The sequence below is a fragment of the Calothrix sp. NIES-2098 genome (assembly GCF_963875125.1).
Lineage (GTDB): Bacteria > Cyanobacteriota > Cyanobacteriia > Cyanobacteriales > Nostocaceae > Aulosira.
On sequence record NZ_CAWNKJ010000001.1, the window covers coordinates 7,028,936 to 7,054,985 of the forward strand.

At 40.5% G+C, this 26,050-nt stretch carries 27 protein-coding genes; 15 read left to right on the plus strand and 12 right to left on the minus strand.

The window, feature by feature from the left end; all coding sequences use genetic code 11:
* Positions 1-25: 25 nt before the first annotated feature.
* Positions 26-580, plus strand: coding sequence for a retropepsin-like aspartic protease family protein (locus AACU33_RS29435; protein ID WP_096593626.1), 555 nt, complete (start codon positions 26-28; stop codon positions 578-580).
* A gap of 110 nt (positions 581-690) precedes the next feature.
* Entirely contained in the window at positions 691-1,509 is an 819-nt protein-coding gene (locus tag AACU33_RS29440) for a GH25 family lysozyme (RefSeq protein ID WP_096593629.1), read from the plus strand.
* Between the two features lie 63 nt (positions 1,510-1,572).
* Here the strand turns inward: AACU33_RS29440 and AACU33_RS29445 are convergent, their stop codons facing one another.
* Complete coding sequence (locus AACU33_RS29445; protein ID WP_096593631.1) at positions 1,573-2,700, minus strand: Gfo/Idh/MocA family protein; 1,128 nt, start codon at positions 2,698-2,700, stop codon at positions 1,573-1,575.
* A gap of 284 nt (positions 2,701-2,984) precedes the next feature.
* On the minus strand, positions 2,985-3,143 hold the full coding sequence (locus AACU33_RS29450; RefSeq protein WP_339376362.1) for a hypothetical protein: 159 nt from the start codon (positions 3,141-3,143) through the stop codon (positions 2,985-2,987).
* Positions 3,144-3,183: 40 nt separating this feature from the next.
* Between AACU33_RS29450 and AACU33_RS29455 the strand changes: the two genes are divergently transcribed.
* Entirely contained in the window at positions 3,184-3,714 is a 531-nt protein-coding gene (locus tag AACU33_RS29455; protein WP_096593634.1) for a dihydrofolate reductase family protein, read from the plus strand.
* A 303-nt stretch (positions 3,715-4,017) separates the two neighbouring features.
* Here AACU33_RS29455 and AACU33_RS29460 read toward each other — a convergent pair whose 3' ends face one another.
* The 3 genes from AACU33_RS29460 to AACU33_RS37660 all read right to left on the minus strand — a co-directional run bounded on the left by AACU33_RS29460 (position 4,018) and on the right by AACU33_RS37660 (position 6,408).
* Complete coding sequence (locus tag AACU33_RS29460) at positions 4,018-4,347, minus strand: hypothetical protein (RefSeq protein WP_096593636.1); 330 nt, start codon at positions 4,345-4,347, stop codon at positions 4,018-4,020.
* Between the two features lie 439 nt (positions 4,348-4,786).
* Positions 4,787-5,773: a cyanophycin synthetase gene (locus AACU33_RS29465; protein ID WP_445291771.1), complete on the minus strand. Its 987-nt coding sequence runs from the start codon at positions 5,771-5,773 to the stop codon at positions 4,787-4,789.
* Positions 5,774-6,300: 527 nt separating this feature from the next.
* Positions 6,301-6,408, minus strand: a complete 108-nt coding sequence (locus AACU33_RS37660; RefSeq protein ID WP_445291772.1) for a hypothetical protein — start codon at positions 6,406-6,408, stop codon at positions 6,301-6,303.
* Between AACU33_RS37660 and AACU33_RS29470 the strand changes: the two genes are divergently transcribed.
* Entirely contained in the window at positions 6,364-6,600 is a 237-nt protein-coding gene (locus AACU33_RS29470; RefSeq protein WP_096593639.1) for a hypothetical protein, read from the plus strand. The genes AACU33_RS37660 and AACU33_RS29470 overlap by 45 nt on opposite strands.
* A 487-nt stretch (positions 6,601-7,087) precedes the next feature.
* Here the strand turns inward: AACU33_RS29470 and AACU33_RS29475 are convergent, their stop codons facing one another.
* The 3 genes from AACU33_RS29475 to bchL form a co-directional block, all read right to left on the minus strand.
* A complete protein-coding gene (locus AACU33_RS29475; RefSeq protein ID WP_096593641.1) occupies positions 7,088-8,491 on the minus strand; it encodes a ferredoxin:protochlorophyllide reductase (ATP-dependent) subunit N in 1,404 nt (467 codons plus the stop codon).
* A gap of 152 nt (positions 8,492-8,643) precedes the next feature.
* Positions 8,644-9,384, minus strand: a complete 741-nt coding sequence (locus AACU33_RS29480; protein ID WP_096593643.1) for a DUF5331 domain-containing protein — start codon at positions 9,382-9,384, stop codon at positions 8,644-8,646.
* Between the two features lie 31 nt (positions 9,385-9,415).
* On the minus strand, positions 9,416-10,282 hold the full coding sequence (bchL, locus tag AACU33_RS29485; protein ID WP_096642900.1) for a ferredoxin:protochlorophyllide reductase (ATP-dependent) iron-sulfur ATP-binding protein: 867 nt from the start codon (positions 10,280-10,282) through the stop codon (positions 9,416-9,418).
* A gap of 764 nt (positions 10,283-11,046) precedes the next feature.
* On the opposite strand from bchL, the gene AACU33_RS29490 reads away from it, so the two are divergent.
* The 7 genes from AACU33_RS29490 to AACU33_RS29520 are packed head-to-tail and all read left to right on the plus strand — an operon-like array spanning position 11,047 to position 15,958.
* A complete protein-coding gene (locus AACU33_RS29490; protein WP_096593645.1) occupies positions 11,047-11,892 on the plus strand; it encodes an urease accessory protein UreD in 846 nt (281 codons plus the stop codon).
* A 22-nt stretch (positions 11,893-11,914) separates the two neighbouring features.
* The gene (ureA, locus tag AACU33_RS29495; protein WP_096593648.1) at positions 11,915-12,217 is read left to right on the plus strand and encodes an urease subunit gamma; all 303 of its coding nucleotides are present in this window, start codon (positions 11,915-11,917) and stop codon (positions 12,215-12,217) included.
* An 18-nt stretch (positions 12,218-12,235) separates the two neighbouring features.
* Positions 12,236-12,550: an urease subunit beta gene (locus tag AACU33_RS29500; RefSeq protein WP_096593650.1), complete on the plus strand. Its 315-nt coding sequence runs from the start codon at positions 12,236-12,238 to the stop codon at positions 12,548-12,550.
* Positions 12,551-12,581: 31 nt separating this feature from the next.
* On the plus strand, positions 12,582-13,247 hold the full coding sequence (locus AACU33_RS29505) for a Coq4 family protein (RefSeq protein ID WP_096593653.1): 666 nt from the start codon (positions 12,582-12,584) through the stop codon (positions 13,245-13,247).
* Positions 13,248-13,292: 45 nt separating this feature from the next.
* The gene (gene ureC, locus AACU33_RS29510) at positions 13,293-15,008 is read left to right on the plus strand and encodes an urease subunit alpha (protein WP_096593655.1); all 1,716 of its coding nucleotides are present in this window, start codon (positions 13,293-13,295) and stop codon (positions 15,006-15,008) included.
* A gap of 3 nt (positions 15,009-15,011) precedes the next feature.
* Complete coding sequence (locus AACU33_RS29515) at positions 15,012-15,425, plus strand: hypothetical protein (protein WP_339376364.1); 414 nt, start codon at positions 15,012-15,014, stop codon at positions 15,423-15,425.
* Positions 15,380-15,958 (plus strand): hypothetical protein, encoded by a 579-nt coding sequence (locus AACU33_RS29520; protein WP_339376365.1) that lies wholly within the window; start codon positions 15,380-15,382, stop codon positions 15,956-15,958. The genes AACU33_RS29515 and AACU33_RS29520 overlap by 46 nt, the downstream gene beginning before the upstream one ends.
* Before the next feature lie 180 nt (positions 15,959-16,138).
* Here the strand turns inward: AACU33_RS29520 and AACU33_RS29525 are convergent, their stop codons facing one another.
* Positions 16,139-18,433 (minus strand): NACHT domain-containing protein, encoded by a 2,295-nt coding sequence (locus tag AACU33_RS29525; protein ID WP_339376366.1) that lies wholly within the window; start codon positions 18,431-18,433, stop codon positions 16,139-16,141.
* Between the two features lie 243 nt (positions 18,434-18,676).
* On the opposite strand from AACU33_RS29525, the gene AACU33_RS29530 reads away from it, so the two are divergent.
* The 3 genes from AACU33_RS29530 (at position 18,677) to AACU33_RS29540 (ending at position 21,939) form a co-directional block, all read left to right on the plus strand.
* Complete coding sequence (locus tag AACU33_RS29530) at positions 18,677-18,892, plus strand: hypothetical protein (RefSeq protein ID WP_096593661.1); 216 nt, start codon at positions 18,677-18,679, stop codon at positions 18,890-18,892.
* 382 nt (positions 18,893-19,274) lie between these two features.
* Complete coding sequence (locus AACU33_RS29535) at positions 19,275-20,420, plus strand: hybrid sensor histidine kinase/response regulator (RefSeq protein ID WP_096593663.1); 1,146 nt, start codon at positions 19,275-19,277, stop codon at positions 20,418-20,420.
* Between the two features lie 136 nt (positions 20,421-20,556).
* Complete coding sequence (locus tag AACU33_RS29540; RefSeq protein WP_096593665.1) at positions 20,557-21,939, plus strand: aldehyde dehydrogenase; 1,383 nt, start codon at positions 20,557-20,559, stop codon at positions 21,937-21,939.
* An 81-nt stretch (positions 21,940-22,020) separates the two neighbouring features.
* Here the strand turns inward: AACU33_RS29540 and AACU33_RS29545 are convergent, their stop codons facing one another.
* The 3 genes from AACU33_RS29545 to AACU33_RS29555 all read right to left on the minus strand — a co-directional run bounded on the left by AACU33_RS29545 (position 22,021) and on the right by AACU33_RS29555 (position 23,837).
* Positions 22,021-22,614 carry a sulfite oxidase-like oxidoreductase gene (locus AACU33_RS29545; RefSeq protein ID WP_096593668.1) on the minus strand — a complete coding sequence of 198 codons (594 nt, stop codon included), beginning with the start codon at positions 22,612-22,614 and terminating at the stop codon, positions 22,021-22,023.
* 337 nt (positions 22,615-22,951) lie between these two features.
* Positions 22,952-23,122, minus strand: coding sequence for a 50S ribosomal protein L32 (rpmF, locus tag AACU33_RS29550; protein WP_096593670.1), 171 nt, complete (start codon positions 23,120-23,122; stop codon positions 22,952-22,954).
* A 175-nt stretch (positions 23,123-23,297) separates the two neighbouring features.
* Positions 23,298-23,837 (minus strand): hypothetical protein, encoded by a 540-nt coding sequence (locus tag AACU33_RS29555; RefSeq protein ID WP_096593674.1) that lies wholly within the window; start codon positions 23,835-23,837, stop codon positions 23,298-23,300.
* A 197-nt stretch (positions 23,838-24,034) separates the two neighbouring features.
* Here AACU33_RS29555 and AACU33_RS29560 point away from each other — a divergent pair, with 197 nt between their 5' ends.
* On the plus strand, positions 24,035-25,993 hold the full coding sequence (locus AACU33_RS29560) for a caspase family protein (RefSeq protein ID WP_096593677.1): 1,959 nt from the start codon (positions 24,035-24,037) through the stop codon (positions 25,991-25,993).
* Positions 25,994-26,050 lie beyond the last annotated feature (57 nt).

Sequence of the window (26,050 nt, forward strand, 5' to 3'; positions counted from 1 at the left end):
TACCAAATATGGAGCGCAAAAGCACATGAAAGATGCTAACAAGCGTTGGATGCTGACTATTAACTTAGCTGTAATGGCAACAATGCCAACGCTAACATTTTTAGCATTCTTGCATCGAGCCACAGCTGACGATCCTGGAAGCTGTTTTATGGTCACTTCCTCAGGAAGAACCGTCAGTTTAGGTAAACTTTGCGGTGTAACTCCTATAGACAGCAAAGTTTTTCGGGTTCCCATTAAACGTCGTATGGGCAAAACTCCTGTTATAGATGTTACTTTCAATCAACAACAAACTTTTGAGATGATTTTAGATACTGGTGCTAGCAGCACCCTGATCACTCTCAAAATGGCAAATACTCTCAAACTACAGCCTACAGGTAAGATCAACGCCCAAATTGCAGACGGTACAGAAGTGCAATTTTTGACGAGTCAGATACAATACATGAGTGTTGGTTCCGCTGTAGCTAATAATCTTGAAGTTGCGATCGCACCCAAAGCATCGATCGGTCTATTGGGTCACGATTTTTTTGATAACTACGATATTAAGATTCTCGAAAAAGAAGTAGAATTTCGTCAGCGCTAAGTAAAATTACTGTTTGTAAATATTTTACTCACCTGCTAAAACAATTTCCGTAAGCGTCTGCTATTTATTGGTAGTTAGTGCAGTCTGATTAAATTCAAGGACAACTACCTATGGCAGTCGAAGGTATTGATATTGCAGAATTCAGTGGAAATATCAATTGGGAGAAAGTAAGAAGCCAAGGCATTCGCTTTGCGTTTGCTAGAGTCAACGATGGTACTATCCGTACTGATACTCTGTTTCCTACTTATTGGCCTGCGATGAAGAAAGCAGGTATTATTCGGGGCGCATATTTCTTTTTTCGTCCCACCCAGGATATTGACACCCAGGTAAAAATTTTCGCTCAAAATCTAGACATGGAAGCAGGCGATCTTCCCCCAGTTGTAGATATTGAAACGGCTAACAGTTGGTATGATTTGAGCCTAACCCAAAGACTCGATCGTGTAGCTGAGGTTTTAAAAGCTGTAGAACTGGCTACAGGCTACAAACCAATCATCTACACCGGGCCGAGTTTTTGGCGGGATACGATGGGAAACACCAAACGCTTTGCTGACTACGATCTGTGGATTGCACATTATGAAACCAATACTCCCAGTATTCCCGGCGGCTGGGAGATTCATACTTTCCATCAATACATAGGCGATCAAACTGGTTTTCCGGGTATCCCAGGTGATGTAGACCGCAACCGATTCAACGGTACTTTAGATCGCCTGCAAGCCGAAACTGTTAAAGCAGTTGCGTTGGTGGAAGGCCGTATCGGCCCGAAGGTGAAGAAGTTACAACAAAATCTCAAAAAACTTGGTTTCGATCCGGGAGTACCAGATGGAATCTTTGGCCCTGGCACTAAAAAGGCTGTGACAGCTTATCAAGAGGCTAACAAACTCACGGTTACAGCTAGCGTTCCACCTGGAGATAAATTGCTAGTTGCTTGAGATTTAGTTGGCGTTATTAAATTTTTATAGAAAAGCGTTTTCGTAACACAAATACTCATATTTTTAATTACCAAGATAACTTTCCAAGCTGGGCACATCCACCCAGCTTGCTGTTTTATGGGATTGATGGGATAAATCCATCAATAACTGAGAGTAAACTCCTTCTCGCAAGGATGGAACTATTTGTTGTTGGCTGTGAATTCCTTGTATCCATTGGTCTACAACGCGGATAAATGCAGAAATACGTCCATCGGCGTGATTTTCGCTAAACATCAACTCTGAGGGAATTTCGATTTCAGTTAAGGCTTTACCAGCTTGCGAACCCCAAACCCGAAAACCGTGGATGTAATCTTTTTGATTTTCACTGCCTAATACTAAAGTACCGCGATCGCCATACACTTCTATCCAATGCGTTCTTGGTGCGTGAACAACCGCACTGATGGTAAGTTGGCAAGGTGTCCCATCGGCTAATTCCAAAGCCAGTACGCAGGTATCATCTGTATTCACTGGTTTGGTTTCGCCGCTAGCAGGGTCAATGCGTGTGGGAATAGCGGTACTCAAATAGGCACTTAATTTGCGTACCGGGCCAAATAGCCAGTAAATATAATCGAAGGCGTGGGAACCTAAAGACCCCAATGCACCACCTCCCTTATCTTGGGAAGAATACCAGTTCCACGGGCGGGAAGCATCTGCACGCGAAGAACCTAACCAATCAATTCTAATCAGACGCTTGTTACCTACATAGCCTGCTGATAATAGTTGTGAAAACCTTTGCCATCCAGGCACAAAGCGAAATTCAAAATCTAGAGTAGCAATTAGATTTTGTTTTTGAGCTAATTGATAAAGTTCTTTAGCTTCAGCTGCGTTTAAGGCTGTGGGTTTTTCCAGTAATAAGTGTTTCCCTGCTTGCAGTACGGTTTTTGCCATTTCGTAGTGCAAAAATGGTGGTGTAGCGATGGTGACTGCTTGCACTGCTGGTAAATTGACAATGTCTGCAATTGTATCGCCAGCATGGGGAATCTGGTGAGAAGCTGCGATCGCTTTGGCTTTATTGATATCTCGATGATAAACAGCTACTACCTCAGTGTGCGGATGTGCTTGCAATCCCGGAATGTGGACTTTCTGACCAAAACCAGTACCAATCACCGCCACGCCAATTTTTTTGTGATTTGTCTGTAATGTAGAAACCATTGATAGCCATCCTCTCTGATTCGTGACTTATTCCAGTCGCCAATCGTTACTTTACCTTATTCAGCGGCAAGTCTTTGACTGCCAAAATCTGCCTTAGTACCCAGCAATTTGCCAATGTCCAGCAGATTTACATAAGTTTTCAGTTTCTTCCGGAATGGCTGAAAAGCATCTTGTATACCATTACATACAGAACCACTTATACTAAACCGGGGCAATAATATTATCAAGCCCCCTATAAAACTAATCTCTCAAAGCCGCCCTCTAGTTAGTTTAGGGCGGTTTTGCTATGTATAGGCAACTCTGGTTAAATTTTCAATTCTGCGATCGCATGGAGAGTTGGATAATTTCTTGTTAGCTACGTTATTACTCGGTTGAGTAATATAAACGACCTCGGTAAAGGCGATCGCTAAAAACACAATAGATATGATTGAGAACTCACGCACTATTAACTGAAAAATCAATCACAAATACGCAGAGGAGATTATGCGCAAAATACAATTGTTCATCGCTTCTAGCTTGGACGGATATATTGCGAGAACATCAGGAGAAGTAGATTGGTTATTTACAGACCAAGATTACGGTTACACTGAGTTTTTTGACCAAATTGACACAGTAATTATGGGTAATAAGACATATCAACAATTACTGGGATTTGGAGAATACCCATACAAAGGTAAGAAAGGATTTGTATTTTCCAATACTCTCCAAGGTAAGACAGACAACAACGTGGAATTTTTTAGGGGTGATGTCAAAAGCTTTATCAACACGTTGCGTCAAGCTAGCGGCGGTAATATTTGGTTAGTTGGGGGAGGACAGATAATTTATTATTTTCTAATTCACAGCCTGATTGATGAACTAATTCTCTCGATCCACCCGATTATTCTGGGAGATGGTATTCCCCTTATTTGGAAAGATCCCAGCTTGGAAATATCACTTCAATTAAAAGATGTCAGAACCTATGACTCTGGATTATTACAAGTATTTTACGATTTCAAACAATTGGTAAAAAATTAATAATTTAAAAGGTGGGCATTGCCCACCCAGCCCTTTCAACGCGTTCATTTGTACTAGATTTTCTGCAAACAATACACGCCCCCTCAACCCTTACACAATCAAACTCACGCTCAATTCTGCACAAAAATGCTCGATTCAAGAGGCAATAAATTGACCGTTTTTGGATGTGCGATCGCATAATCAAGTTCGATAGCTTAGAAGCATCATTTGTTGCCCCAGTCTGGGAGCGGGTTTCAGCCTTTGATTGAGTAGTTCATTTGTTCGTGTTGAAAGGGCTGGCATTGCCCACCCTACGAAGTTAAATTACCACCAAATGCGATTGCCGTTTTCGTCAACTCGTGCTTGTCTAATTACATCAGAAATCTCTTCGGCGTCTTTCACATGGTGGAGTGCTTTCTTTTCACCATTCGGTTCATCAACAACGAAGTAAGTGGGAACTGTAATATGGTCTCCTGTAATGTCTGGCGAATCTACAGCCACTTGTTGAGCTTTCTCTTCTACTGACTGGGGTTCGTCAGCAATTCTATCTCCAGGATTGGCAGTTAAGTTTCTTTCTTTTACGTTTGGCTCGTCTTGAGAATGCCAATCTTCGCTTACTGGTTGATTAATTTGCTCTTTAGGTTCGTTAGTCATAGCTATTGTGGAGATTTAAACTTTGCATTTACTAACCTTAATTTAGAAAATAAAATGCTTAAAGAATTCTTTCTCTAGAGAGAGTTTGAAATTTTCAATAAATAGACAGATGTCTTAGGTTATATATTGATTCTCAGTTTTTATAAAAACTTCTTGCTTGAGGAATATTTAATATTAAATTTTTTGCCAATAATTCAGTAACCAGGATTTATCTTCCGACTTTTTTGAAGAAAGCAGATTTCTAGAACAACTTGCGCTTAAGTAAGTTCTATACCACTATAAAATTTAATTTTAGCTGACCGAGCAAACTGATTTTTAGCAAGTTTAGTTTTAAAGCATTAATTAGAAATTAACTATGCTGAAATTGTTGCGATCGCTCTATTGCTTTCTATAAGCTAGTGGTTAGTTACCTGACAATATAATTTATGGTGTAAAACAACTAGTTCTCCATTGCTTGAAGAACTTTGAGATATAAATTTTCTACCCTCTGAGTTTGAAGTTCGCCAAACGAGGCATAGTTCAGTAAGCCAGGAGAGCCATTAACTTCAATAATAATATAATCCACCATTGGCTGAGTTATATCACTGGTAATAATATCTACACCAGCTAATCTTAACCCCATATCTTTTGTAATATTAATCGCCAATTTTTGAAAGTCCGGGTGGATAGTTTCAGTTAAATCAACTGCTTCACCTCCACTTGATAAATTTGCATTATCCAAAAGATAGACAATATTTCCCTTTGGGAGCGCACTATCAAAAGTTAACTTTTGTCTTTGTAACTTTTTTTTGATTCTAAAATCCTCAAAATCAATATTTCTTCTACCAGTTTTATTTAGTATTACCTGTTTTTTCTGCAAAAGCTCCCAAACAGTAGATTTACCATCTCCCACTACAAATAAGGGAATTCTTTGATAAGTAATAATTACTTCTTCATCTAGTACCACAACTCTGTAATCATTACCTAGATGAAATCGCTCAACGATAAAACCTGAAGTTATTTGTAATATTTTTTTGGCTACTTGATAGTATTCTTGTTTATTATGCACCTTGGTGACTAATATACCTTGGCTAAGATTAAGAGGCTTGACAATTACCGGAAATCCTAAAGACTTAGCATAATCAAAACCCTCATCTATATTTCTTAAATTACTTATCTTTTTACACAAGTAATCATTAAAAAATGTTTTCCCTTCCGGAACCTTATATCCAAAATGTCTCAGTAAAAAATTAGAACAACCTTTATCTTTAGCTATTTCTGCTGCACCAAAACCATTAATATTAAATTGATTAGAGCGAAAAACAGTTCTTTTACCGTTTTTGAAAGTAATGTGTCCGACAAATTTACATTCTGGATCTACTAATAATACTGCTTCTATTTGATCGACTAATTTTTGCAGTATTGATATTATAAATGGTATTTTCATTTTTATAAAGTCTAGTTTTAAACCTAACATTAGCTATATATTTGAGCATTGAAAAAATCACACAGGTATAATTCTGGTGATATTTCCCCTTCTGCTTTTGATATTAAGCTGTGATTATTTTAATTGCGAAGTGAACAATAGGCACAATATATATTCAAGTGCTATGTACTCAATTGTCAATCCTGCAATTGGTCGCAAAACTCTTCATTAGGTGATTTAGCACAGTAATTTAGACCTTTTCAATGCTCTAAAAACCATATATCTAGCTCTTAGGGGGTGAGACCCATTATTTTATTAAAAATGTAATAATAATTTTCGATAGTGGTGTAGCTTCTAGCTTCTTCCCTTCACAGAAGGTAAAGTCATTTTTTTTACCATTGATGACGTGAGGGGTATTACCCTCTATTTGCCATTAATATCCTAATAAATACTAGGCTCTAAATATTACCTTCAACTAACATTTAACACTCAGTGTTGACAAGCTTAAAATAATGTATTACTAAGGGTGCATCAATATCAAAGAGGCGTTAGTACATCCCCGCCAAGAGACTTGCTAACGCCCTTGACTTAATCCTATGGATATCTAGATCATGCCACAAAATACCGATTACGAAGCTTCCACAACAGAAAATCAAGCTAAGGCTTACAGAAAACGCTTGAATGCTTGGGCCATCACTCGTATTGTTCCCAATATGGAACCAGTGATTGTGGCTCGTTTCCGCACTCGTTCTGATGCAGACGGATATTTGCGACACTTACGCCAGGTGATACCTAACACTACTTTCGAGATTATTGTTGATTATCAACGCGATGAAGTTGTAATATAAAATTTCCATTTTTGCAATTTCTATTGGTTCAATATTCATAGGTATTTGGTACGTAACGACAAGGTGAGAAAGCGCTCTTGATAGCATTAGTTTGACTCATGTAATTGGCGACTTTGTAGCGCTAGAAAGAAGCGTTACCTGGAGAAGGAAGTAAGGGAGCAAGTAAGAGAATTGGTGTAAGACATAAATACATCTGTTAAATAATTCCCTCATCTCTTCCTTCTCAAATCATGTCAAGATGACTAATACTAAATTGCTATCTGTTGTAGTAGTTTGGGATTAATCAGATTGCTTTCCAACACGGAGCTTGTTGTGTGCGTTTGCTCTCAAGCGTTCCCACAAGTTAATAGGCAATCCCGGTCGCAATGGCAGATACTACTTTTGATTACTTTAAGGTTAAGCATTATTCTTGAAAGTCAAAAAAAGGCGAACGTTTTGTTCGCCTCAACTCTTATGGTGTTATGGTGTTGCCAGATCAATCCAAATTCTAAATTTTTGCTTCTTCTTTAACTAACTTATCCCAACCCAAATCTTTTAAGCTGTTATTTCGACGTAGGGGACGAGTCACCAATTCTAGAATGTCGCGGGCGTTGCCAAAGCCATGAATTTGCGCAAAGGTGAACTCTACAGACCACTTGGTGTTAATACCTCTGGCTTCGAGTGGGTTAGCGTGAGCCATACCAGTAATTACTAAGTCTGGCTTCAATTCATAAATACGCTGAACTTGGTTGTAATTATCTGGCTTCTCAACAATCTTCGGCAGGGGTACACCCATTTCTTTACAAGTTTGCTCTAGTAGCGCCAATTCAGCAGCTTGATAGCGCTTATCCATGTAAGGAATACCAATCTCGGAAACTGACATTCCACAGCGCACCAGGAACCGCGCTAAGGAGACTTCCAATAAGTTGTCGCCCATGAAGAATACAGATTTGCCGCGAATTAGTTTGACGTATTCTTCCAAGCTTGCCCAAATTTGTGCTTCTCTTTCGTCTAAACCTTTGGGTGTAATGCCGAAAACTGAGCAAATTTTCTCAACCCAAGCACGAGTACCGTCAGGGCCGATGGGGAAGGGTGCGCCGATGAGTTTGCATTTACGACGCCTCATTAAAGTGGTAGCAGTCCGACTGAGGAAGGGGTTGACGCCAGCAACGTAATAGCCTTCTTCCAGCACTGGCAATTCCGTGAAGCGCTTTGCAGGTAGCCAGCCGGAGACTTTGATGCCTTGCTTCTTCAATTCTAAAGTTAACTGAGTGACAACGGGGTCAGGAAGGGAACCGAAGAGAACCAAGGGGGGATGATCTACATATTCCGATTCTTCTTGGACTACTTCTTCTTTCTTCTTGCCAAAGTTGAGTAGTTTGGCAATAGCATTGCGTTCGTTTTTGTCTGTTTCCGCCACAGGAGCTTTATCGGGGCAACGATTAGCCATAGCAGCTAATACAGTGTCTTCTCCTTGAGTAAAGGCGTAATCTAGACCATTGGCACGCGCAACGACGATGGGAATCCCAATTTCTCCTTCCAGCTTGGGAGCCAAGCCTTCCAAGTCCATTTTGATAATTTCAGTGGTGCAAGTGCCAATCCAGACAATTACACTAGGGTTGCGATCGCGTTTTATTTGCAAGCACAATCGCTTTAACTCTTCATAATCGTTCAGCTGTGCCGAAATATCTCCCTCTTCCAACTCTGCCATTGCATAACGGGGTTCAGCAAAAATCATCACCCCCATCGCGTTTTGTAGGAAGTACCCACAAGTCTTGGTTCCAATCACCAAAAAGAAACTATCTTCAATTTTTTGATATAACCACGCCACGCAGCTAATTGGGCAAAAGGTGTGGTAATTCCCAGTTTCACACTCAAAGTTTAAAGCTTCTGGTTGTTGAGCGACAGTCATTTTGGTTGTTTCTCCCCTTGATTTTTAAAGCGAACAAGGCAGGTGAATATAGGGCAGGTAGGTGGGGAAAGAATCATTCTCTCCCCAAATTCCTGTGATGTGGCACATAGCACCAGCCAGCAATCCCTAAATTCATCAGGAACGCTAATAATTTAAGCGTTGGGGAAGAGACGGGCAATTTCCGATTCATCAAAAACGCCAGCTGGCAGTTCTTCCCCTAAAAATTCATTATTGCCATCACCCTTTTGCAGTGCTGTTTCATCACCCCAGACATCCGATAACACATCGCTAAAAGCGTTCTCGTCTGTTGAGTTCAAATCTTCAAGTACCTGGTCATCCAGCTTGATTTCTGATGTAGTGGTTGTATCGAAGGAAATCTCACCAAACTCATCTAAATCGCCACTGGATGCATTGGGAGACTCATGATTAGAGTTGTGTCCGTTGATTCCATTTGCGGTTTGGACAGAATCTACAATGGTAAATTCTTGTGCAACCGCTGCATCCGCAAAGCTGTTGAGATGAGCATTTCTTGATGTCTCATCTTGGATATTTTCATCGATATTAGCTACTACATCATTTCGGTAATTGTCTGAATCACCTTTGGGAATATAGCGATTACCAAGCGCAATGTCTGGGTCGAAATGCAAATCCAGTACTTCAATTAGGGTATCGGCGTCAGGATTCAGTCTGGAAAAAGGTAGCATTAACTGCGCTAGTTTTGGTTCCAGCGCGTTGACAACTCCCAGGATGAGGTAAGAAGGTGGTCGCTTCCCGCCATCAGGGGTGTACACTGATTCCACCTCCATGTGGAGAGTAATCCAGTCACGATTTGTCTGGAAGAACATTAACCACTTTTGCTTTATTGAATCTGTAAAGCTATGAAAGAAAGCCATAGTAATTCCCCATCCTGAGAATTTAGTTGATTTATACAATCATCAAGTCTAATTCCTCTTCCGGATTACGTACCTGTGGTTTACTCGGATTTAAATAAAAATCAGATAACAAAGAGAACAATTCTCTGTCTTGAGCATCGTTCGGGACAACACCTTCTGGACGTGCCAGAATTTGATCGGCAATGTTGAGATAGTAGTCGCAAACGTAGTTCAAAGATGGATCGGATTCCGCCATTTCAAATAAAGTCTTACCCTTGACACGAGAAACGCGGATATCTTCAATTAATGGCAGTACTTCCAATACTGGCATTGGTACTGCTTCTACATATTTCTCGATTAAATCGCGTTTTGAGGTGCGATTACCAATTAAACCTGCTAGACGTAATGGGTGAGTGCGTGCTTTTTCTCTTACTGAAGCTGCAATCCGATTGGCAGCAAATAAAGCATCAAAGCCGTTGTCGGTGACAATCATGCAATAATCTGCATAGTTGAGTGGTGCTGCAAAACCACCACAAACAACGTCCCCTAGTACGTCAAACAGAATTACGTCGTACTCATCAAAGGCGTTGAGTTCTTTCAGTAATTTCACGGTTTCGCCAACAACGTAACCGCCACATCCAGCACCTGCTGGCGGGCCACCTGCCTCAACGCAATCGACACCACCGTAGCCTTTGTAAATTACATCTTCCGGCCAAACGTCTTCGTAGTGGTAGTCCTTTTCTTGCAGGGTATCGATAATTGTGGGAATTAAAAATCCTGTGAGGGTAAAGGTACTGTCATGCTTGGGGTCGCAGCCAATTTGCAGCACTTTCTTGCCGCGTTTTGCTAGGGCGACTGAGATGTTACAGCTAGTTGTGGATTTGCCGATTCCACCTTTTCCATACACTGCTAGTTTCACTGTTGTTTGCCTCTTATAGTTTCTTGTCAAACTTATGGCTGAAACATTTGCCTTCACCTAGCCTGATATGGCAATGCGTGAGGTCTTGTGGTGTCATTATTGTCCAAATCACAAGGAAAATAAAGGGGTCTTAAATATGAAAAAAGGCTATATACAGCTTATTTAGGCTTATAAATTTATTTTGATAGCAAAAATCAATTCAAAAGCTTTTATAAATTTAAAATATGTTAAATTTAATTTTTTAAAAATTATTTTTATAAAATTAGTTACAAAAAACAAAAAGTCTTAAGCCCAGTTTTTTCAATGCTTTTGATTAACTTAGATAATGCTAATAGCAGCAGATGAGAGGCCATAAACCTCTACGTCAGAGGTGAAGCTAGAGATTCCCAGCCCTACGGTACAAATACCAAAAAAACGATCGATAGCAGCTAAAGTGCCATTTTTTCACTAACTGCCAATAATACCTATTTGCTGTTTTCGATAAATTGATTTTTATATGCAACAAATTATTAAATTTTTGAAATCTAGAGTAGAGCTAAACAATAGTGCGATCGCCAATAAGCTGCGATAGTTGCGGGGAGCATCTCACCTTTGCAAATATTAGGTGTAAGTGAGGGAAGCTCTTCACAACGAGTAGCAAGTGAAACTACTATGTCCGTATCTAGCCTTGACTCGCGCCCAAGATATCTATATATTTTTGGTTCGGGAAATTCTAGACTACTTAAACAGTTGCAATCCAGTGGAAATTTTACCGTTAAGTAAGGATGAGCCTTCAGCTAGAAAAAGACTCTCTCAATATCTGGCATGGCAAACTTGATTTAGTCTACGCCGATCGCCTAAATACCACCCAGCTAATTTACAACCACCAGCAAGCACCACTGAAGGTACAGCGTCCGTTTTATCCAGAAGGTGAAAAGGTTTGCCATAGCGTCATTTTACATACGGCTGGGGGAGTTGTGGGAGGCGATCGCCTTTCGCTCAATTTCCACCTTCAACCCCGCACCCAAGCATTAATCACTACAGCTGCCGCTAGTAAAATCTATCGCAGCAACGGACAGCAAGCGAGACAAACCATCGACATCAAAGTAGATGCTGGCGCTTCTTTAGAGTGGTTGCCACAAGAAACAATATTGTTTAACGGTGCGATTTATCGGCAAGATTTACGGGTAGAATTAGCAACCGAAGCCACTTGGGTAGGCTGGGAAATTACGCGATTAGGACGCAGTGCTAGAGGAGAGAAGTTCTTGCAAGGAGAATGGCGATCGCATACCGAAATTTGGCAGCAAGGTGTACCCTTGTGGATCGATCGGCAATATTTACCTGGTAGCGAGGAAGTTTTCCACAGTCCCCACGGCTTGGCTGGACAACCAATTGTCGGTAGTCTAGTTTGGGTTGGTAATCCAGTTGACTCAGAAATAGTCGAAAAAGCACGTAATTTATGGCACAGTACAGGAGAAGTGGGAGTGTCGCGACTACAACATGGACTTTTATGTAGATATCGCGGTGCTTCTTCATCTGAGGTGCGAAACTGGTTTACGTCTGTTTGGCAGATGCTAAGGGTTACTTTTTTGAGTCGTGGTAGCTGTATACCCAGAGTTTGGCAGGTTTGAACGAAGCACAGAGGAGGAAGTAATGCAACTTACGCCGCAGGAAAAAGATAAGTTGTTAATTTTTACTGCTGCTTTATTGGCAGAAAGACGTAAGAATAGAGGTTTGAAATTAAATTATCCAGAAGCAGTTGCTTATATTTCTGCGGCAATTTTAGAAGGTGCAAGAGATGGGCAAACTGTTGCGGAATTAATGAGTTATGGCACAACTTTATTAACGCGAGATGATGTGATGGAAGGTGTATCAGAAATGGTGCATGAAGTCCAAGTAGAAGCAACTTTTCCTGATGGGACAAAGTTGGTAACTGTGCATAATCCCATTCGTTAATTTTTAAAAGAGGAAAGTATGATTCCTGGGGAAATTATTACGCCAGAGGGAGAAATTGAGCTTAATGCTGGTCGTAAAACTATTAAATTACTAGTAGCAAATACAGGCGATCGCCCGATACAAGTTGGTTCGCATTTTCACTTCTTTGAAGTTAACTCTGCCTTAAATTTTGACCGAGAACAAACGCGAGGAATGCGCCTCAATATTCCCGCCGGAACCGCAGTCCGCTTTGAACCAGGCGATGAAAAAGAAGTAACTTTAGTTCCTTTAGTTGGTAGTCGCCAAGTTTACGGTTTCAACGCCAAAATTAACGGACAACTGCCTCAGGCATAAAATAGATTAAAACCTTCATCCAGGATTGACTATGTTGCTAGCAAAACAGCGACGAATTAGCCATGATTTACAAGCTATATTGAAATCACTGGTTTGTCTGTTTAGAGAACCTGCTAATCTTGACTCTGTTTACGATCTTGAAGATGGGTTACTCAAAACTAAGGCGAATTCATTAGTATTAGATTGGTTAAAAACTCAGCCTGAGCTAGCCCAGCTAATTGAAGAACGTTATATAGCACCAATTCCTGATATAGAAAAATTGCTGCAATATCCAGAAGAGACTTTAGGATATGCCTATGCTTCATACATCAAAAAATCAGGTTTTGATCCAGGTTTTTATCGCCAAATAAAAGTTGAGGATGATATTAGTTATGTGATTTTACGCACGCGGCAAACTCATGATATTTGGCATGTAATTACAGGGTTTAATACTGATGGGCCAGGGGAAATAGGACTGAAGGCTTTTGAAATAGCGCAGACACGGCGAAATTTAGCAGTTGCACTGGTAGGAGTTGCATTATTATTAACACTTGTAAAAGCACCAGAAGGTCTTCCTAATTTATTAGAGCAGATAATTTTGGGATATAGGATGGGTTCAAAAGTAAAACCATTATTTGCCCAAAAATGGGAAGAACATTGGGATAAACCATTAGATCAATGGAGAAATGAATTAGGAATTGAACCAATATTCAGTTGATTGAAGCTGCCACAATTCCCAATTTATAGTTTGTGAGGAGTAATTATGAGTTATCGTATGGATCGCCGTGCGTATGCAGAAACCTATGGCCCCACAGTAGGCGATCGCGTCCGACTTGCTGATACAGAATTATTTATTGAAGTAGAACAAGACTTTACCACCTACGGCGATGAAGTGAAATTTGGTGGCGGTAAAGTTATCCGCGATGGGATGGGACAATCCCCCATTTCTAACGCCGATGGTGCTGTAGATTTAGTAATTACAAATGCTTTAATTCTTGATTGGTGGGGCGTAGTTAAAGCCGATATTGGGATTAAAGACGGGAAGATATTTAAAATTGGGAAAGCGGGAAATCCTTATATTCAAAATAATGTCGATATTATTATTGGCCCGGGAACTGAAGCCTTAGCTGGGGAAGGGATGATTCTCACGGCTGGCGGTATTGATAGCCATATTCATTTTATTTGTCCGCAGCAGATAGAAGTTGCGATCGCCTCTGGAGTTACTACGATGATTGGTGGAGGTACTGGCCCGGCTACAGGTACGAACGCCACTACCTGCACCCCAGGCCCTTGGAATATGTACCGGATGTTGCAAGCCGCTGATGCATTTCCTGTCAACTTAGGATTTTTGGGTAAAGGTAACGCCAGCCAACCCCAAGGACTTGTAGAACAAGTACAAGCTGGTGCAATCGGGTTAAAGCTGCATGAAGACTGGGGAACCACACCCGCAACTATTGACACTTGCCTCAGCGTCGCCGATGAGTATGATGTACAGGTGGCAATTCACACTGACACCCTCAACGAAGCCGGATTTGTCGAAGATACGATCGCAGCTTTTAAAAATCGTGCCATCCACACTTACCACACTGAAGGCGCAGGGGGAGGACATGCACCAGATATTATCAAAGTTTGTGGCGAGGCGAATGTTCTCCCATCTTCCACCAACCCCACACGCCCTTACACCCTCAACACTTTAGACGAACACCTGGATATGTTGATGGTATGTCACCATCTCGATCCTGCGATCGCGGAAGATGTCGCCTTTGCTGAATCTCGTATCCGTCGAGAAACCATCGCCGCCGAAGATATTTTGCATGACTTAGGCGCGTTTAGCATGATTTCCTCCGACTCCCAAGCGATGGGGCGGGTAGGAGAAGTAATAATTCGCACCTGGCAGACATCTCATAAAATGAAGGTGCAAAGAGGAATCCTTAACCTGCAAGGAGATGAGCAAAGGGCAGACAATTTTCGAGCGAAAAGATATGTCGCCAAGTACACCATCAACCCAGCCATTACCCACGGAATCGCCCAGTATGTCGGGTCAGTAGAAGAAGGGAAACTTGCAGATTTATGTTTGTGGCGACCCGCGTTTTTTGGCGTGAAGCCAGAGATAGTGATTAAAGGCGGGATAATCGCATGGTCGCAAATGGGCGACGCTAACGCCAGCATTCCCACACCGCAACCAGTACACATGCGGCCGATGTTTGGTAGCTTTGCAGGGGCGCGTCACGCCACATCATTAACTTTTGTTTCGCAAGCGGCGTTAGAAAGGGAGATTCCTAGTCAGTTGAGTTTAAGAAAATCAGCCGTAGCAGTTTCCGGGACACGCCAAATAACTAAGCGGGATTTAAAGCTAAATGATGCGCTACCCCATATAGAAGTAGATCCCGAAACCTATGAAGTCAGGGCCAATGGCGAATTGTTGATTTGTGAACCTGCGACAATTTTACCAATGGCGCAAAGATACTTTTTGTTTTAATCCATGACCGAGCAATCTACCGATTACGATAGTCCTTGGAAAGAAATCATAGAGCTATATTTTCCCCGGTTTCTGGAATTCTTTTTTACCCTAGCTTACGACGCGATCGACTGGACACGACCTTATGAATTTTTAGACACCGAACTGCAACAGCTAGAACCCGATGCGGAAATTGGGCGGCGTTTCGTTGATAAAGTCGCCAAAGTTTGGCTACTGGATGGTGAGGAAGCTTGGGTATTGGTTCATGTAGAAGTCCAAGGACAATATGACAGCCAATTTGCCGAACGGATGTACACCTACAATTACCGCTTGTTTGACCGCCATAAAAAGCGAGTCATCAGCTTGGCGGTATTAGCCGATGAACAAGCAAATTGGCGACCCTCCAGCTACGGCTGGCGGGATGTCGTGTCAGCTTAGAGTTTCCCATAGCGAAGTTATTGGACTATGAAGAAACTTGGGAAACCCTAGAGCAAACCACCAATCCCTTTGGGATAATTGTGATGGCGCATCTCAAAACCAAAGCGACGCAACGAAACCCCGAAAGTCGGCTACAGTGGAAACTAAGCCTAGTCAGAAGTCTTTTTGAAAGGGGATATAGCCGAGAAGATATACAGGAATTATTTCGGTTTATCGACTGGGTGATGGTTTTGCCAAAAGAATTGGCAAGTAGTTTCAAAACAGTAGTGAGAAATTACGAGGAGACAAATAGAATGCGGTACGTAACTAGTATTGAAAGGTTAGCAAAAGAAGAAGGGATTATTGAGACTGCTAGAGAAAGCGTCATTGATGTCCTAGAAACTCGCTTTGGAGAAGTGCCAAGTGCTATTGTGGAAGCTATCAATGCTATAGAAGAACCATCGGTATTAAAGATGCTTTTGAAGAGAGCGATCGCAATTCCTTCGATATCCGAATTTCAGCAACTCTTAGATAATCTTACTACTGGAGAATGAGCGATCGCCTGTTTTGTGGTGAGAGTGCGATCACAATTTATTCCACAGCATAATTTCAACTACTATTATCTCAGATAATAATTATTTTTTAGCTATTATCAATTATTTAGTAAAAGGTGGCAATTTGTATTTATTAATTAAAATTTATATGCATAAAATTTGATATTTTTCTCTATCTATCTAAATTTTTGTTACTGGCAAAAGCAAGCTCTTCTCTATTTGCTCTCTGACTTCTAGGCTTACATAAGCATTACGCATACAGTCTACAAGTAACTCATTAGCATCATTATAAATAATTAATAAGTAGCTTTGTATGGTACTAAATTCCCAATTACATTTTATATTTCGATATTTAACCATAGTTGATATTAAAGTTTCTCTCCAATCATTAATGTTAGAATTAGCCCATAACTGAAATTTTATTTCTTCGCCTGGGTAAGGTAATTCATTATGTAATTTATTGATTTCAAAAATTAGGTCATTATCCGATGTAAAATTTATTAATCCGTCAAATAATTTTACAAAATAAGGATTAAATCGTTTAAGTTTTTTTTGAAGCAGTAATTTATCAATAGATTCATTACTACTAATTGTTATATTACTTAAATTAAAAATGCGAATTAAGTAAAAGTCTAATAAACAATTATTTCCTATATCTCCTAAAAGTTTTTTTAGCTGGAAGCTACTTAGGTTTTTAACAGTAAAAAAAGTTTCAATACAAGAAGGATAATCTATGGTTATACCATATAAGTTTAAACGGATTAAAACATCAAAGTAAAAATTACGAATTATTGTTGTATTAGCTAAAGAATTAGCCAATGTAGCTTTCTCATTAATATAAACTAAAAATTCTTGTATTTTTTTATCATTAGCTACGATATCGTCAATTTTTCTTTTCATTGAGAGTACCAATTCATCAGCTTTTCGCATCATGCCTACTGTGAGCAAAAATACTTCACGCCAGCGTTTATCCGTAATATATTCGAGCAATTTTTCCCAGATAGAATTAGCAACAATCTCTCTAGCTGCAAAATACTCGTGAAACGTCAGATGTGAAAAAGAATATATACCCTTTGCACGTTCTACCAGTAGGCCATGCTGTGCTTCAATCGATTTCAAAACTACTTCACTGTCTAGTTCTAATTCTTTTGGATCAGTACGAGCATCACGTAAATTCCGAATGAAGTCCGCAATATATGCCTCAACTGTTTTTTGCTTAAAGAAATAATCCTTCTGCTCAAAAGTAGTTAATGCAATTTGACTCAGTAAATCTTCTTTGCGGTACAATGAAAGACTTTTATACACTTGATCGCGCTCAATATTACGTTTGGCATCCCATTTTTTAAGCAATACATCTAAACCTTCTTTGTAGAGTTCGGAACGATTTGCTGGAAAACTTCCATTTTCCCCAAATACTAAGCAAAGTAGTGTCAACAACAATGGGTTAGTTGCTAGTTCTTGAATCGGTATATTCTCATTTAGTTTTTGAATGAAGCTTTCACCTTTAACTGGATCTGTTAACCTAAACCAATTTTGGGCAAAGATTGCGATTTGGTCTTTGTTAAAATCTGCTACTTCCACTTCGGTGAACTTTTCAAAGGTATATTCTTTGGCAGCTATACGACAGGTGATGACAAACTGATTAGTATGAAACTGATCGGAAATATCTCTTATTTGCAGTAAGACATGCTTAGTATCTTCTTCACGGACTTCATCCAAGCCATCCAATAAAACCAATAGCTTACCCTGTCTCAAAAGCTTGTCTGCTTTAACGCTGGCATTCTGTACTCCACAAACCGTCAATTTTTGGGCAATATACTCCAATAAATCTGGCTGTTTGGGCGCTTCTGCAAAATCCTTAAGCGCGATAAATAAGGGAACTCGATTTGTCAAATACTCCCCCTCAATATATTGCATCGCCAAATACTTCAAAAATGTACTCTTCCCTGCGCCTGGTTTCCCTAACACCATCAGTTTGTGATGGCGTTGCACTGCTTCTAGTCCGGACACTCGTTCCTCTTTGATCCTGTTAAGACCGAACCGTTCAAAGTCATCTGGGTCAGAGTTATGCAACAGTTCAGAAATATCTAATCGCCTACGTCCGGTGATTTTCTCCAGAATGTTGACGTTGGTATAGATACCCCGTTCACCCGTTAACTCTATTGGCTGGGGCATATCTAGCACCCGCATGGTTCCACACTTTTCTTTAATGCTGGGTTTCACCTGTTCGCGGATTTCTTGAACTAAAGCATCAATATCGTCCTCTGCAACTTCAGCAGTTGAGCTACCAGAAAGTTTCTGATGCGAATATCGCTTTTCGAGATACTCCCGCAAACGGGTTTCCTTCACAGGCCCGCTACCATTGATGCTGAACTTCTTGTAAATACCCGTCAAGCAACTACTGAGATTGCTATCGGAGATATTGAGCGCTTGCGTAACTTGCACTCGACTCTTGCCATTACCAAATATTTCCACAAAAACTGTCTTTTCTCTATTTGACAATTCGCTGTATTGCTCTAGTTGTGTCAGAAAGCTTTTTGGTAACGACATATACCTAAGATTAAATCGCTTTAAATTTCAGTTTAGCTTGCATTTCCAACGATTTATGGCAAATCATGATATGTCAAGGTAAGTCAATCTAAGTCACTGTAAGTCAAATAAATAACTACAAAATAAAATTGTGACATTGAACTCAGTCAATTAACTGAAGTCATCGCAATGCTCGAAACACTAATTCCCCTAGTTATCAACAAGTCTGTAGAAATTATTCTGGGGCTACTACTGGAAAAATTCTGGGCTTGGGTTTTGAAGGATAATAACTACCAACGCCTGAACCAATTTTTGAAAATCCAGATTCTCACACTCTATCTTGATTGGGTTTTGCTCAAAACGCCTATAAAATATCTACCTGAGTCCGCACCAGAAAATAATTGAGAAATTAGTAGTTAGTATCAAATAGAGAGGACATGACACAGGATAAAGTCTTAACTTTAGTGGATACGTTAAATCTGTGTCTATGGTCTACTCTCTAGGCTAGGAGGGCTACAGCCTTGGTGTATTTGCTTAATAAAATTAATGCCAGTTGCTTACAATATATCAACTTGCTACTAATTTAGTTTTAAAACTTAACCAAACATGATTCAATTAGTGAGTAATTCTTTGCTGATAAAAAATTAGATAATTTAAAGTTATATAAAATTAAAAAATCGATTTAAGCTTTTAGGTAAATAATATTTATTCAAGAGGAGTTTAAATATAATTCATATAAATATAAATAAGATTACAAAAATTAAATTTACCTATACCTGGTCGCTACATGAACTCACAGAATTCTCGCTCTGACAAAATCTTGGTTGTAGATGATTCTCCAGATAATGTGTTTTTAATCAAAACAATTTTGGAGGAAGAAGGCTACACCGTTAGCACAGCAGAAAATGGTGCTTCGGCTTTAGCACAACTAGAAGCATCTCCCTGTGACTTGGTATTGTTGGATCTGATGATGCCAGGAATGGATGGTTACGAAGTTACTCGGCGGATTCGAGGAAATGCTGCTATGCAGCAATATATCCCCATACTGCTGATTACTGCTCACGATGCGCCGAATGTCGCTAAGGGATTAGATTTAGGTGCTGATGACTTTATCCGCAAGCCTGTAACAGTGGATGAATTGTTAGCAAGAGTGCGATCGCTCTTACGCCTAAAACATAGTATCGATGAACGTGATGAAATTGCACGCCAGCGCGAAGATTTTGTCTCTCGCCTCACCCACGACTTACGCACCCCTCTCGTAGCAGCCGATCGCGTACTGATGCTGTTTCAGCAAGGTGCTTTGGGAGCCTTATCTCCGCAAATGCAGGAAGTAATTACCATCATGGCGCGTAGCAATACCAATTTGCTTTCGATGGTTAATACCTTATTGGAAGTGTACCGCTTTGAAGCCGGTCGCAAAACCTTGGCGTTTCAACCAGTGAATCTCCCTCAATTATTAGAGGAAGTAGTAGGAGAATTAACACCTTTAGTTGAAGCAAAATCACTGTCGATGAATTTAGTTATCGCAGAGAATACAACTATTAGCGAAATCATGGGCGATCGCTTAGAATTACATCGTTTATTCACTAACCTTATAGGTAATGCGATCAAATTTACTGACTCTGGCTCAGTAAATGTCCGTCTTTCTTCTGCGTTTGCAAGTGGCAAAAGTGATGAATCTCATACTTCAGAAAATTCCACCGCCAGCGACTACATTATCATTGAGGTAGAAGACACAGGTCCGGGTATTCCCCCTGAAGAACAAGCCACTTTGTTTGAGCGATTTCGCCAAGGAAGCCACAAGAGTTCTGGTAGTGGCTTAGGGTTGTATCTTTCTCGTCGAATTGTTGAAGCTCATGAAGGTACTATTCAAGTAAAATCTGAGTTTGGTAAAGGTAGCGTTTTCATTGTTATGCTACCTGTAAAATCCTAACAAAATGATGAGCCACGCTGCTGAAATTGATGGCAATCTTAAAATGATTTAAATTAAAGTTTGTCTCAAGTCAAAAAGTTTTAGTAAGAATATCATCAATAAATCTTTGCTATAAAATAAGATTGTTTACAAAAATATGATTACTGAATTACCAATTTCTGCTGCTGATATTATTCGTAAACAGCGTGACTTTTTTCAAACTGGTAAGACTAAAGATGTTAATTTTCGGATTGCACAACTAAAAAAACTTAAACAAGCAATTCTAGATAATGAACAAGCAATTGTTCAAGCATTAAAAGCCGATTTAAATAAACCAGAATTTGAAACTTACGCTACAGAGATTTTCGTCATCAAGGAAATTGATTACGCCATCAAAAATATCAAAACTTGGACTAAGCCAAAAAAAGCTCCCGTTACAATTGACTTTTTTCAATACTCAGCAAAAATTTATCCTGAACCCCTAGGAGTTGCTTTAATTATTGGGGCTTGGAATTATCCATTTAACTTAGTTATTTCACCATTAATCGGTGCGATCGCCGCAGGCAACTGTACAATTATTAAACCTTCAGAACTTGCACCTCACACCTCTAGTTTGCTGGCTGAAGTCATTGCTAAATATTTTGATCCAGCATATATTGCCCTAGTAGAAGGTGGTGTAGAAATCAGCCAACAGCTACTAGCAGAAAAGTTTGACTATATCTTTTTTACTGGTGGTACAAGTGTCGGGAAAATTGTCATGGAAGCGGCAGCAAAACACCTCACTCCAGTAACTTTGGAATTGGGCGGTAAAAGCCCTTGTATTGTCGATACTGAAATTAATTTAGAACATACATTAAAGCGAATTATTTGGGGCAAATTTCTCAATGCTGGACAAACTTGTATTGCTCCTGACTATATTTTAGTCGATAAAAAAATCAAAATAAATCTAGTAGATGGTCTCAAAAAAACTATTAAAGAATTTTATGGCAATAACCCTGCTACTAGTCCTGATTATGCCAGAATTATCTCGCAAAAACACTTTGATAGATTAGCGAATCTACTCAAATATGGTGAAGTTATTATTGGTGGCGAAACTATCCCTGAAGAGCGTTACATTGCACCAACATTAATTGATAACGTTTCCTTAGATGCTCCGATTATGCAGGAGGAGATTTTTGGCCCCATTTTGCCCATCATTGAATATTCTGACATTACAGAAGCGATCGCCTTCATTAACTCTCGACCAAAACCTCTAGCTTTATACTTATTCACTCAAAATAAAAACCTGCAAACGCGAGTTTTGCAGGAAACTTCATCTGGTGGAGTTTGTATCAACGACACAGTGATGCATTGTGGTTTGCCATCTTTGCCATTTGGTGGTGTTGGTGATAGTGGTATTGGCAGTTATCACGGAAAAGCTAGTTTTGACACCTTTTCCCATAGCAAAAGTGTCTTGCAAAACTCCTTTTTATTAGACTTAAAATGGCGTTATGCTCCCTATGAGGGCAAACTAGCTTTTCTCAAGCGACTTCTTGGTTAATAATTTTCGTCAGCTTTGTATACTTGGCCTTGGGCTTCTAGCCTAGGGCAATAACCTTAATTACGAATTAGTAATTAATTCTTAGTAGCTATAACGTTCCTCTGCCCAAGGTTCACCACGGCGATGGTAGCCATTACGCTCCCAAAAACCAAGTTCTTCACGAGTGAGAAACTCTAAACCATTAATCCATTTGGCACTTTTCCAAGCGTAGAGATGGGGAACTACTAACCGCATCGGCCCGCCATGTTCTGCTGGTAAAGGTTCACCAAATAGTTGAAAAGCAAAGAAATTTTCTTCACGCAGAAAGTCTTCCATTGAGATATTGGTAGTGTAGCCACCATAGCAGTGTTCCATAATATGAACTGCTGCTGGCTCTACCTCAATCGAACTCATAAAGTCTGTCACTTTAATGCCAGTCCACTTAACATCAAGCTTAGACCAGCGCGTTACACAGTGAAAATCCGCTGTGAATTCAGACTGAGGTAATGCCATAAAATCTGACCACGTAAAAGTGGCAGGTTTTGCTAAACCCCAAACCCGAAATTCCCATTCTTCTGTGCTAATTTGCGGAGTTGCACCATAAGTCAACACTGGGAAGCCTTTTGCTAGGTGTTGTCCGGGAGGAACGCGATCGCTTTCTGACTTCTCTGGTTTCTGAAAAAATTTTCCTAACATAACTCGTAGAAAAATTACTTTTTTCAAGTTAATTGGTTCTCTTGAGAAGATTGTCTGAGAATTTGAGCATCAGCGCTACTCTCAAGAGGAAACAAACAATAATTTGCCGAATAATCAATAGCAAAGAATAACTACGGTTACTTTACTGTTTATTAGTTATGAGGGCATCGGTCACGGGTAATAGTTATTTGAGTTTTCTCAATTACCTATTACCAATTTTTTACCAACAGAAAGAGCTTTTATTGACTACCGATCGACCATAATGCCATCAGAAAAGCAACGAGAAAGCGCTTACATAACAGCGCTGTTCGTGCTTTTCCTGACTAGGGAATTATGATTATTCTTCTTCCTCTTCTTCAGCAGATGGGTAGACAAATGTAGAGCGTCCAGTCAAAATCGACTTGCCTAGGGAAAGAGCTTTTTGAGCTTCAACAGCAGCTTTATGTCTCCAGGTAGCTCGGCGTTTATCTCGTTTAGACTTAGATGTTTTCTTCTTAGGAACAGCCATGATAGCGGATATCGCAATTCTTGACAACCTTTTTATTCTAAGCCATCCATTGACACTGGCGACAAGAACTCAGTTAGGAATTGCGATAAGGAGATAACAAGAAATTGTGAACCAAGAAGATGCAAACAACGGTTTCATTTCTACGTCCCCGTTTTCCTGCATCTTCATTCAATGGTTACTTGCTAGGGGCTGGTTGTCCTGGGGGGGGTGGAGGATTTTGTGCTGGATTGGGAGGTACTGGACTTTGTGCTGAATTGGGGGTTACAGGATTTTTTTCAAAAAACAGTAACGCTCGCGCTGTTTTAAAATAAGTCGCCCAACGCTGAGGATCGGGACGAGTACGCCATTGCGGACGAGTAACGTCTAAAGCCAAAACTGGTGCGATCGCTCCTAGGCTTTGTACGGATACAATTACTGAAACATCTGTCACCAAAATATCTTGATCGAAGCTCCGTTGAGCAGCTGCTCTAGCTGCCGCTTCTGCCCTTCTGAGTAAGGTTTCGTAATTTTCCTCTGGTAGGCGATCGATTGCCAGGTCAACTCTCGCTGTGTAAGCTCTTACAATCTGCGGGGCGATCGCTTCCCACGCAAACCAGACAGGAAAAGCAGAGAACAACAAAAATGCGATCGGAACTATCCGGATTTTTCTGGCAAATTGGCTAATAACTGAAAAGGGAATGATCGATGATGGTTGATGAGCAACTCTTCTACTCATGACCTTGTAGCTCCTTACTGAACAATCTCTAATTTAAATTGAGTGAAAGTATTTTCCGGCTAAATGATGTAATAAAACTTACATACTATCTTCATTCCGATAGGAATCTCCTAGACTATAAGACATAGGTTAACTTTGTTTTTTCAGCAAAGCCAACCACAATTTTAGGCAAGTAAAAAATAAGCGACAAAGAGGGGATGGCAAATTACTGGGCAATTACTATTGGCATCAATCAATATCATTTATTTCAACCGTTAAGTTGCGCCCAAGCTGATGCCGAGGCGCTGAAAAACTTTTTGGCTACAGAGGCAGGTTTTATACCGCAACACTGTCTGCTGATGACAGACACTTCGCCGCCGATTCAAGATAAATCGACCTATCCCACAAGGGAAAATATCCTCCTTTTATTAGAGGATTTGGCAGCATCGTATTGGCAACCGCAAGATTATGTCTGGTTGTTCTTTAGCGGTTATGGCATCAACTACAAAGGACAAGATTACTTAATGCCAGTGGAGGCGAACCCCGATCTGGTTCAGGAGACTGGCATAGAACTGCGATCGCTCATGCAAAGTCTGCAACTTACTGGGCTAAATGTATTGCTACTGCTGGATATTAACCGCGCTTTCGGTACTCAAGCAGATGCCCCAGTTGGGCAAGAAACGCTAGAACTCGCTCAAGAACTACAACTAGCAACAATTCTTTCTTGCCAACCAGAGCAATTCTCCCATGAAAGCCGCGAACTAGGTCATGGTTTCTTCACAGCAGCTTTGCTAGAAGCTTTACGTTCCGGTCGTGGTAGTAATTTGAGGGATTTGGAACGCTACCTAAGCATTGTTACACCAGAATTATGTCAACATCATTGGCGACCGACACAAAACCCGATCGCAGTTATCCCATCTCAGCAGCAAAATATCTTGCCGCAGTTGAGAGGTAATATCACACCTATTAAAAGTGAAGTAGAATCGGTTATTTTTCCTGAAGAATCCTTTGCGGTTGCACGTGCAGCACCTTCCCTCGCCGCAAGTTCCGCTAAAACTTCACAGAATTTGCCAAAAACGGCTTCACGCAGAGAACTTCAAGGAGTGGAAACTACTGTTAGCCCTAGAACTGGGCAAACAGCAGTGAGTGAGAAAGTCGAGCGTCAACCAGCCCAAAGCGCAGCAGTTCTTACCCCAGATCGGCATCTCAAACAGCAACCCCAGATGCTCCCATCTGCTCAAGAGGTAAATGTTGAGGAACGGTCGATTCCTAATTCTTCACCACCTTTTATTTCCCAAGCACCTGTAACTCACACAAAAACTCCATTTTGGAAACAGTTTTTATGGTGGGTGGGAGGCAGCTTATTAGTAGTAGGTTTAGTCGCAGTAGTTTTTCTCCGCAATCAGACACGGTTGAGAACGGCTGAAGTAGTTCAAGCATCACCAAATACTGCTACTAATGAGGCAAGAGACCTCAAGAATTTACCAAATGCTCGCGCTGTCTCTAATTCCACTACACCAACTCAACCCACCAAACCATCAAACTCGCCAGCACCTGTCAATTCCCCATCACAAAAGCGGAATCAAGCAGTGTTGGATCTGGCGAAAATGTCGCTGAGGGAAACTCAGGCTAGCGATTTAAGTTTGGCGATCGCCACGGCTCGCAAAATTCAACCAGGTGAGCCGTTGTACGAACAAGCGCAAGAAGATATTAAAATCTGGAGTCGGATGATTTTGGATTTGGCGGAAGGTCGTGCCCAGCAAAGACAGTATGGTAGTGCGGTTGCAGCGGCACAATTAATTACCAAAGACGAATCACTTTATCCCAAAGCACAGGCTCTGATTAATCAATGGCGGCTAGAGGCCAAGCAGTATGTCAGTAACAAAACTGTTTTAGATGCGGCTAATGCTTTAATTAAGCCAGGACAGGCATCTACATATAATCGTGCGATCGAAGTTGCCAAGAAAGTCCCACCCGGTCAACCAGGCTTCGATACAGCACAAAAATCAATTAATAAATGGAGTGAAAAAATTCTGGATCTGGCGAAAAATCGCGCTGTTCAAGGGGAACTCAATACAGCAGTTGAAACTGCGGCTTTAGTACCTGAGATGACATCTGCTTATGAAGATGCGCAAGAAGCCATCCAAAAATGGCAGGTAAGACGAATTAAAAATTAGTCCAAATTCCAGAGTCCAGAATCAATGGCAGTTTGCTGTAAATTCTGGACTCTTTAT

Coding starts and splice junctions, on each gene's coding strand:
- AACU33_RS29435 (WP_096593626.1), top strand. CDS start 26: ATGAAAGATGCTAACAAGCGTTGGATGCTGACTATTAACTTAGCTGTA.
- AACU33_RS29440 (WP_096593629.1), top strand. CDS start 691: ATGGCAGTCGAAGGTATTGATATTGCAGAATTCAGTGGAAATATCAAT.
- AACU33_RS29445 (WP_096593631.1), bottom strand. CDS start 2,700: ATGGTTTCTACATTACAGACAAATCACAAAAAAATTGGCGTGGCGGTG.
- AACU33_RS29455 (WP_096593634.1), top strand. CDS start 3,184: ATGCGCAAAATACAATTGTTCATCGCTTCTAGCTTGGACGGATATATT.
- AACU33_RS29460 (WP_096593636.1), bottom strand. CDS start 4,347: ATGACTAACGAACCTAAAGAGCAAATTAATCAACCAGTAAGCGAAGAT.
- AACU33_RS29465 (WP_445291771.1), bottom strand. CDS start 5,773: ATGAAAATACCATTTATAATATCAATACTGCAAAAATTAGTCGATCAA.
- AACU33_RS29470 (WP_096593639.1), top strand. CDS start 6,364: ATGCCACAAAATACCGATTACGAAGCTTCCACAACAGAAAATCAAGCT.
- AACU33_RS29475 (WP_096593641.1), bottom strand. CDS start 8,491: ATGACTGTCGCTCAACAACCAGAAGCTTTAAACTTTGAGTGTGAAACT.
- AACU33_RS29480 (WP_096593643.1), bottom strand. CDS start 9,384: ATGGCTTTCTTTCATAGCTTTACAGATTCAATAAAGCAAAAGTGGTTA.
- AACU33_RS29490 (WP_096593645.1), top strand. CDS start 11,047: ATGAGCCTTCAGCTAGAAAAAGACTCTCTCAATATCTGGCATGGCAAA.
- ureA (WP_096593648.1), top strand. CDS start 11,915: ATGCAACTTACGCCGCAGGAAAAAGATAAGTTGTTAATTTTTACTGCT.
- AACU33_RS29500 (WP_096593650.1), top strand. CDS start 12,236: ATGATTCCTGGGGAAATTATTACGCCAGAGGGAGAAATTGAGCTTAAT.
- AACU33_RS29505 (WP_096593653.1), top strand. CDS start 12,582: ATGTTGCTAGCAAAACAGCGACGAATTAGCCATGATTTACAAGCTATA.
- ureC (WP_096593655.1), top strand. CDS start 13,293: ATGAGTTATCGTATGGATCGCCGTGCGTATGCAGAAACCTATGGCCCC.
- AACU33_RS29515 (WP_339376364.1), top strand. CDS start 15,012: ATGACCGAGCAATCTACCGATTACGATAGTCCTTGGAAAGAAATCATA.
- AACU33_RS29530 (WP_096593661.1), top strand. CDS start 18,677: ATGCTCGAAACACTAATTCCCCTAGTTATCAACAAGTCTGTAGAAATT.
- AACU33_RS29535 (WP_096593663.1), top strand. CDS start 19,275: ATGAACTCACAGAATTCTCGCTCTGACAAAATCTTGGTTGTAGATGAT.
- AACU33_RS29540 (WP_096593665.1), top strand. CDS start 20,557: ATGATTACTGAATTACCAATTTCTGCTGCTGATATTATTCGTAAACAG.
- AACU33_RS29545 (WP_096593668.1), bottom strand. CDS start 22,614: ATGTTAGGAAAATTTTTTCAGAAACCAGAGAAGTCAGAAAGCGATCGC.
- rpmF (WP_096593670.1), bottom strand. CDS start 23,122: ATGGCTGTTCCTAAGAAGAAAACATCTAAGTCTAAACGAGATAAACGC.
- AACU33_RS29555 (WP_096593674.1), bottom strand. CDS start 23,837: ATGAGTAGAAGAGTTGCTCATCAACCATCATCGATCATTCCCTTTTCA.
- AACU33_RS29560 (WP_096593677.1), top strand. CDS start 24,035: ATGGCAAATTACTGGGCAATTACTATTGGCATCAATCAATATCATTTA.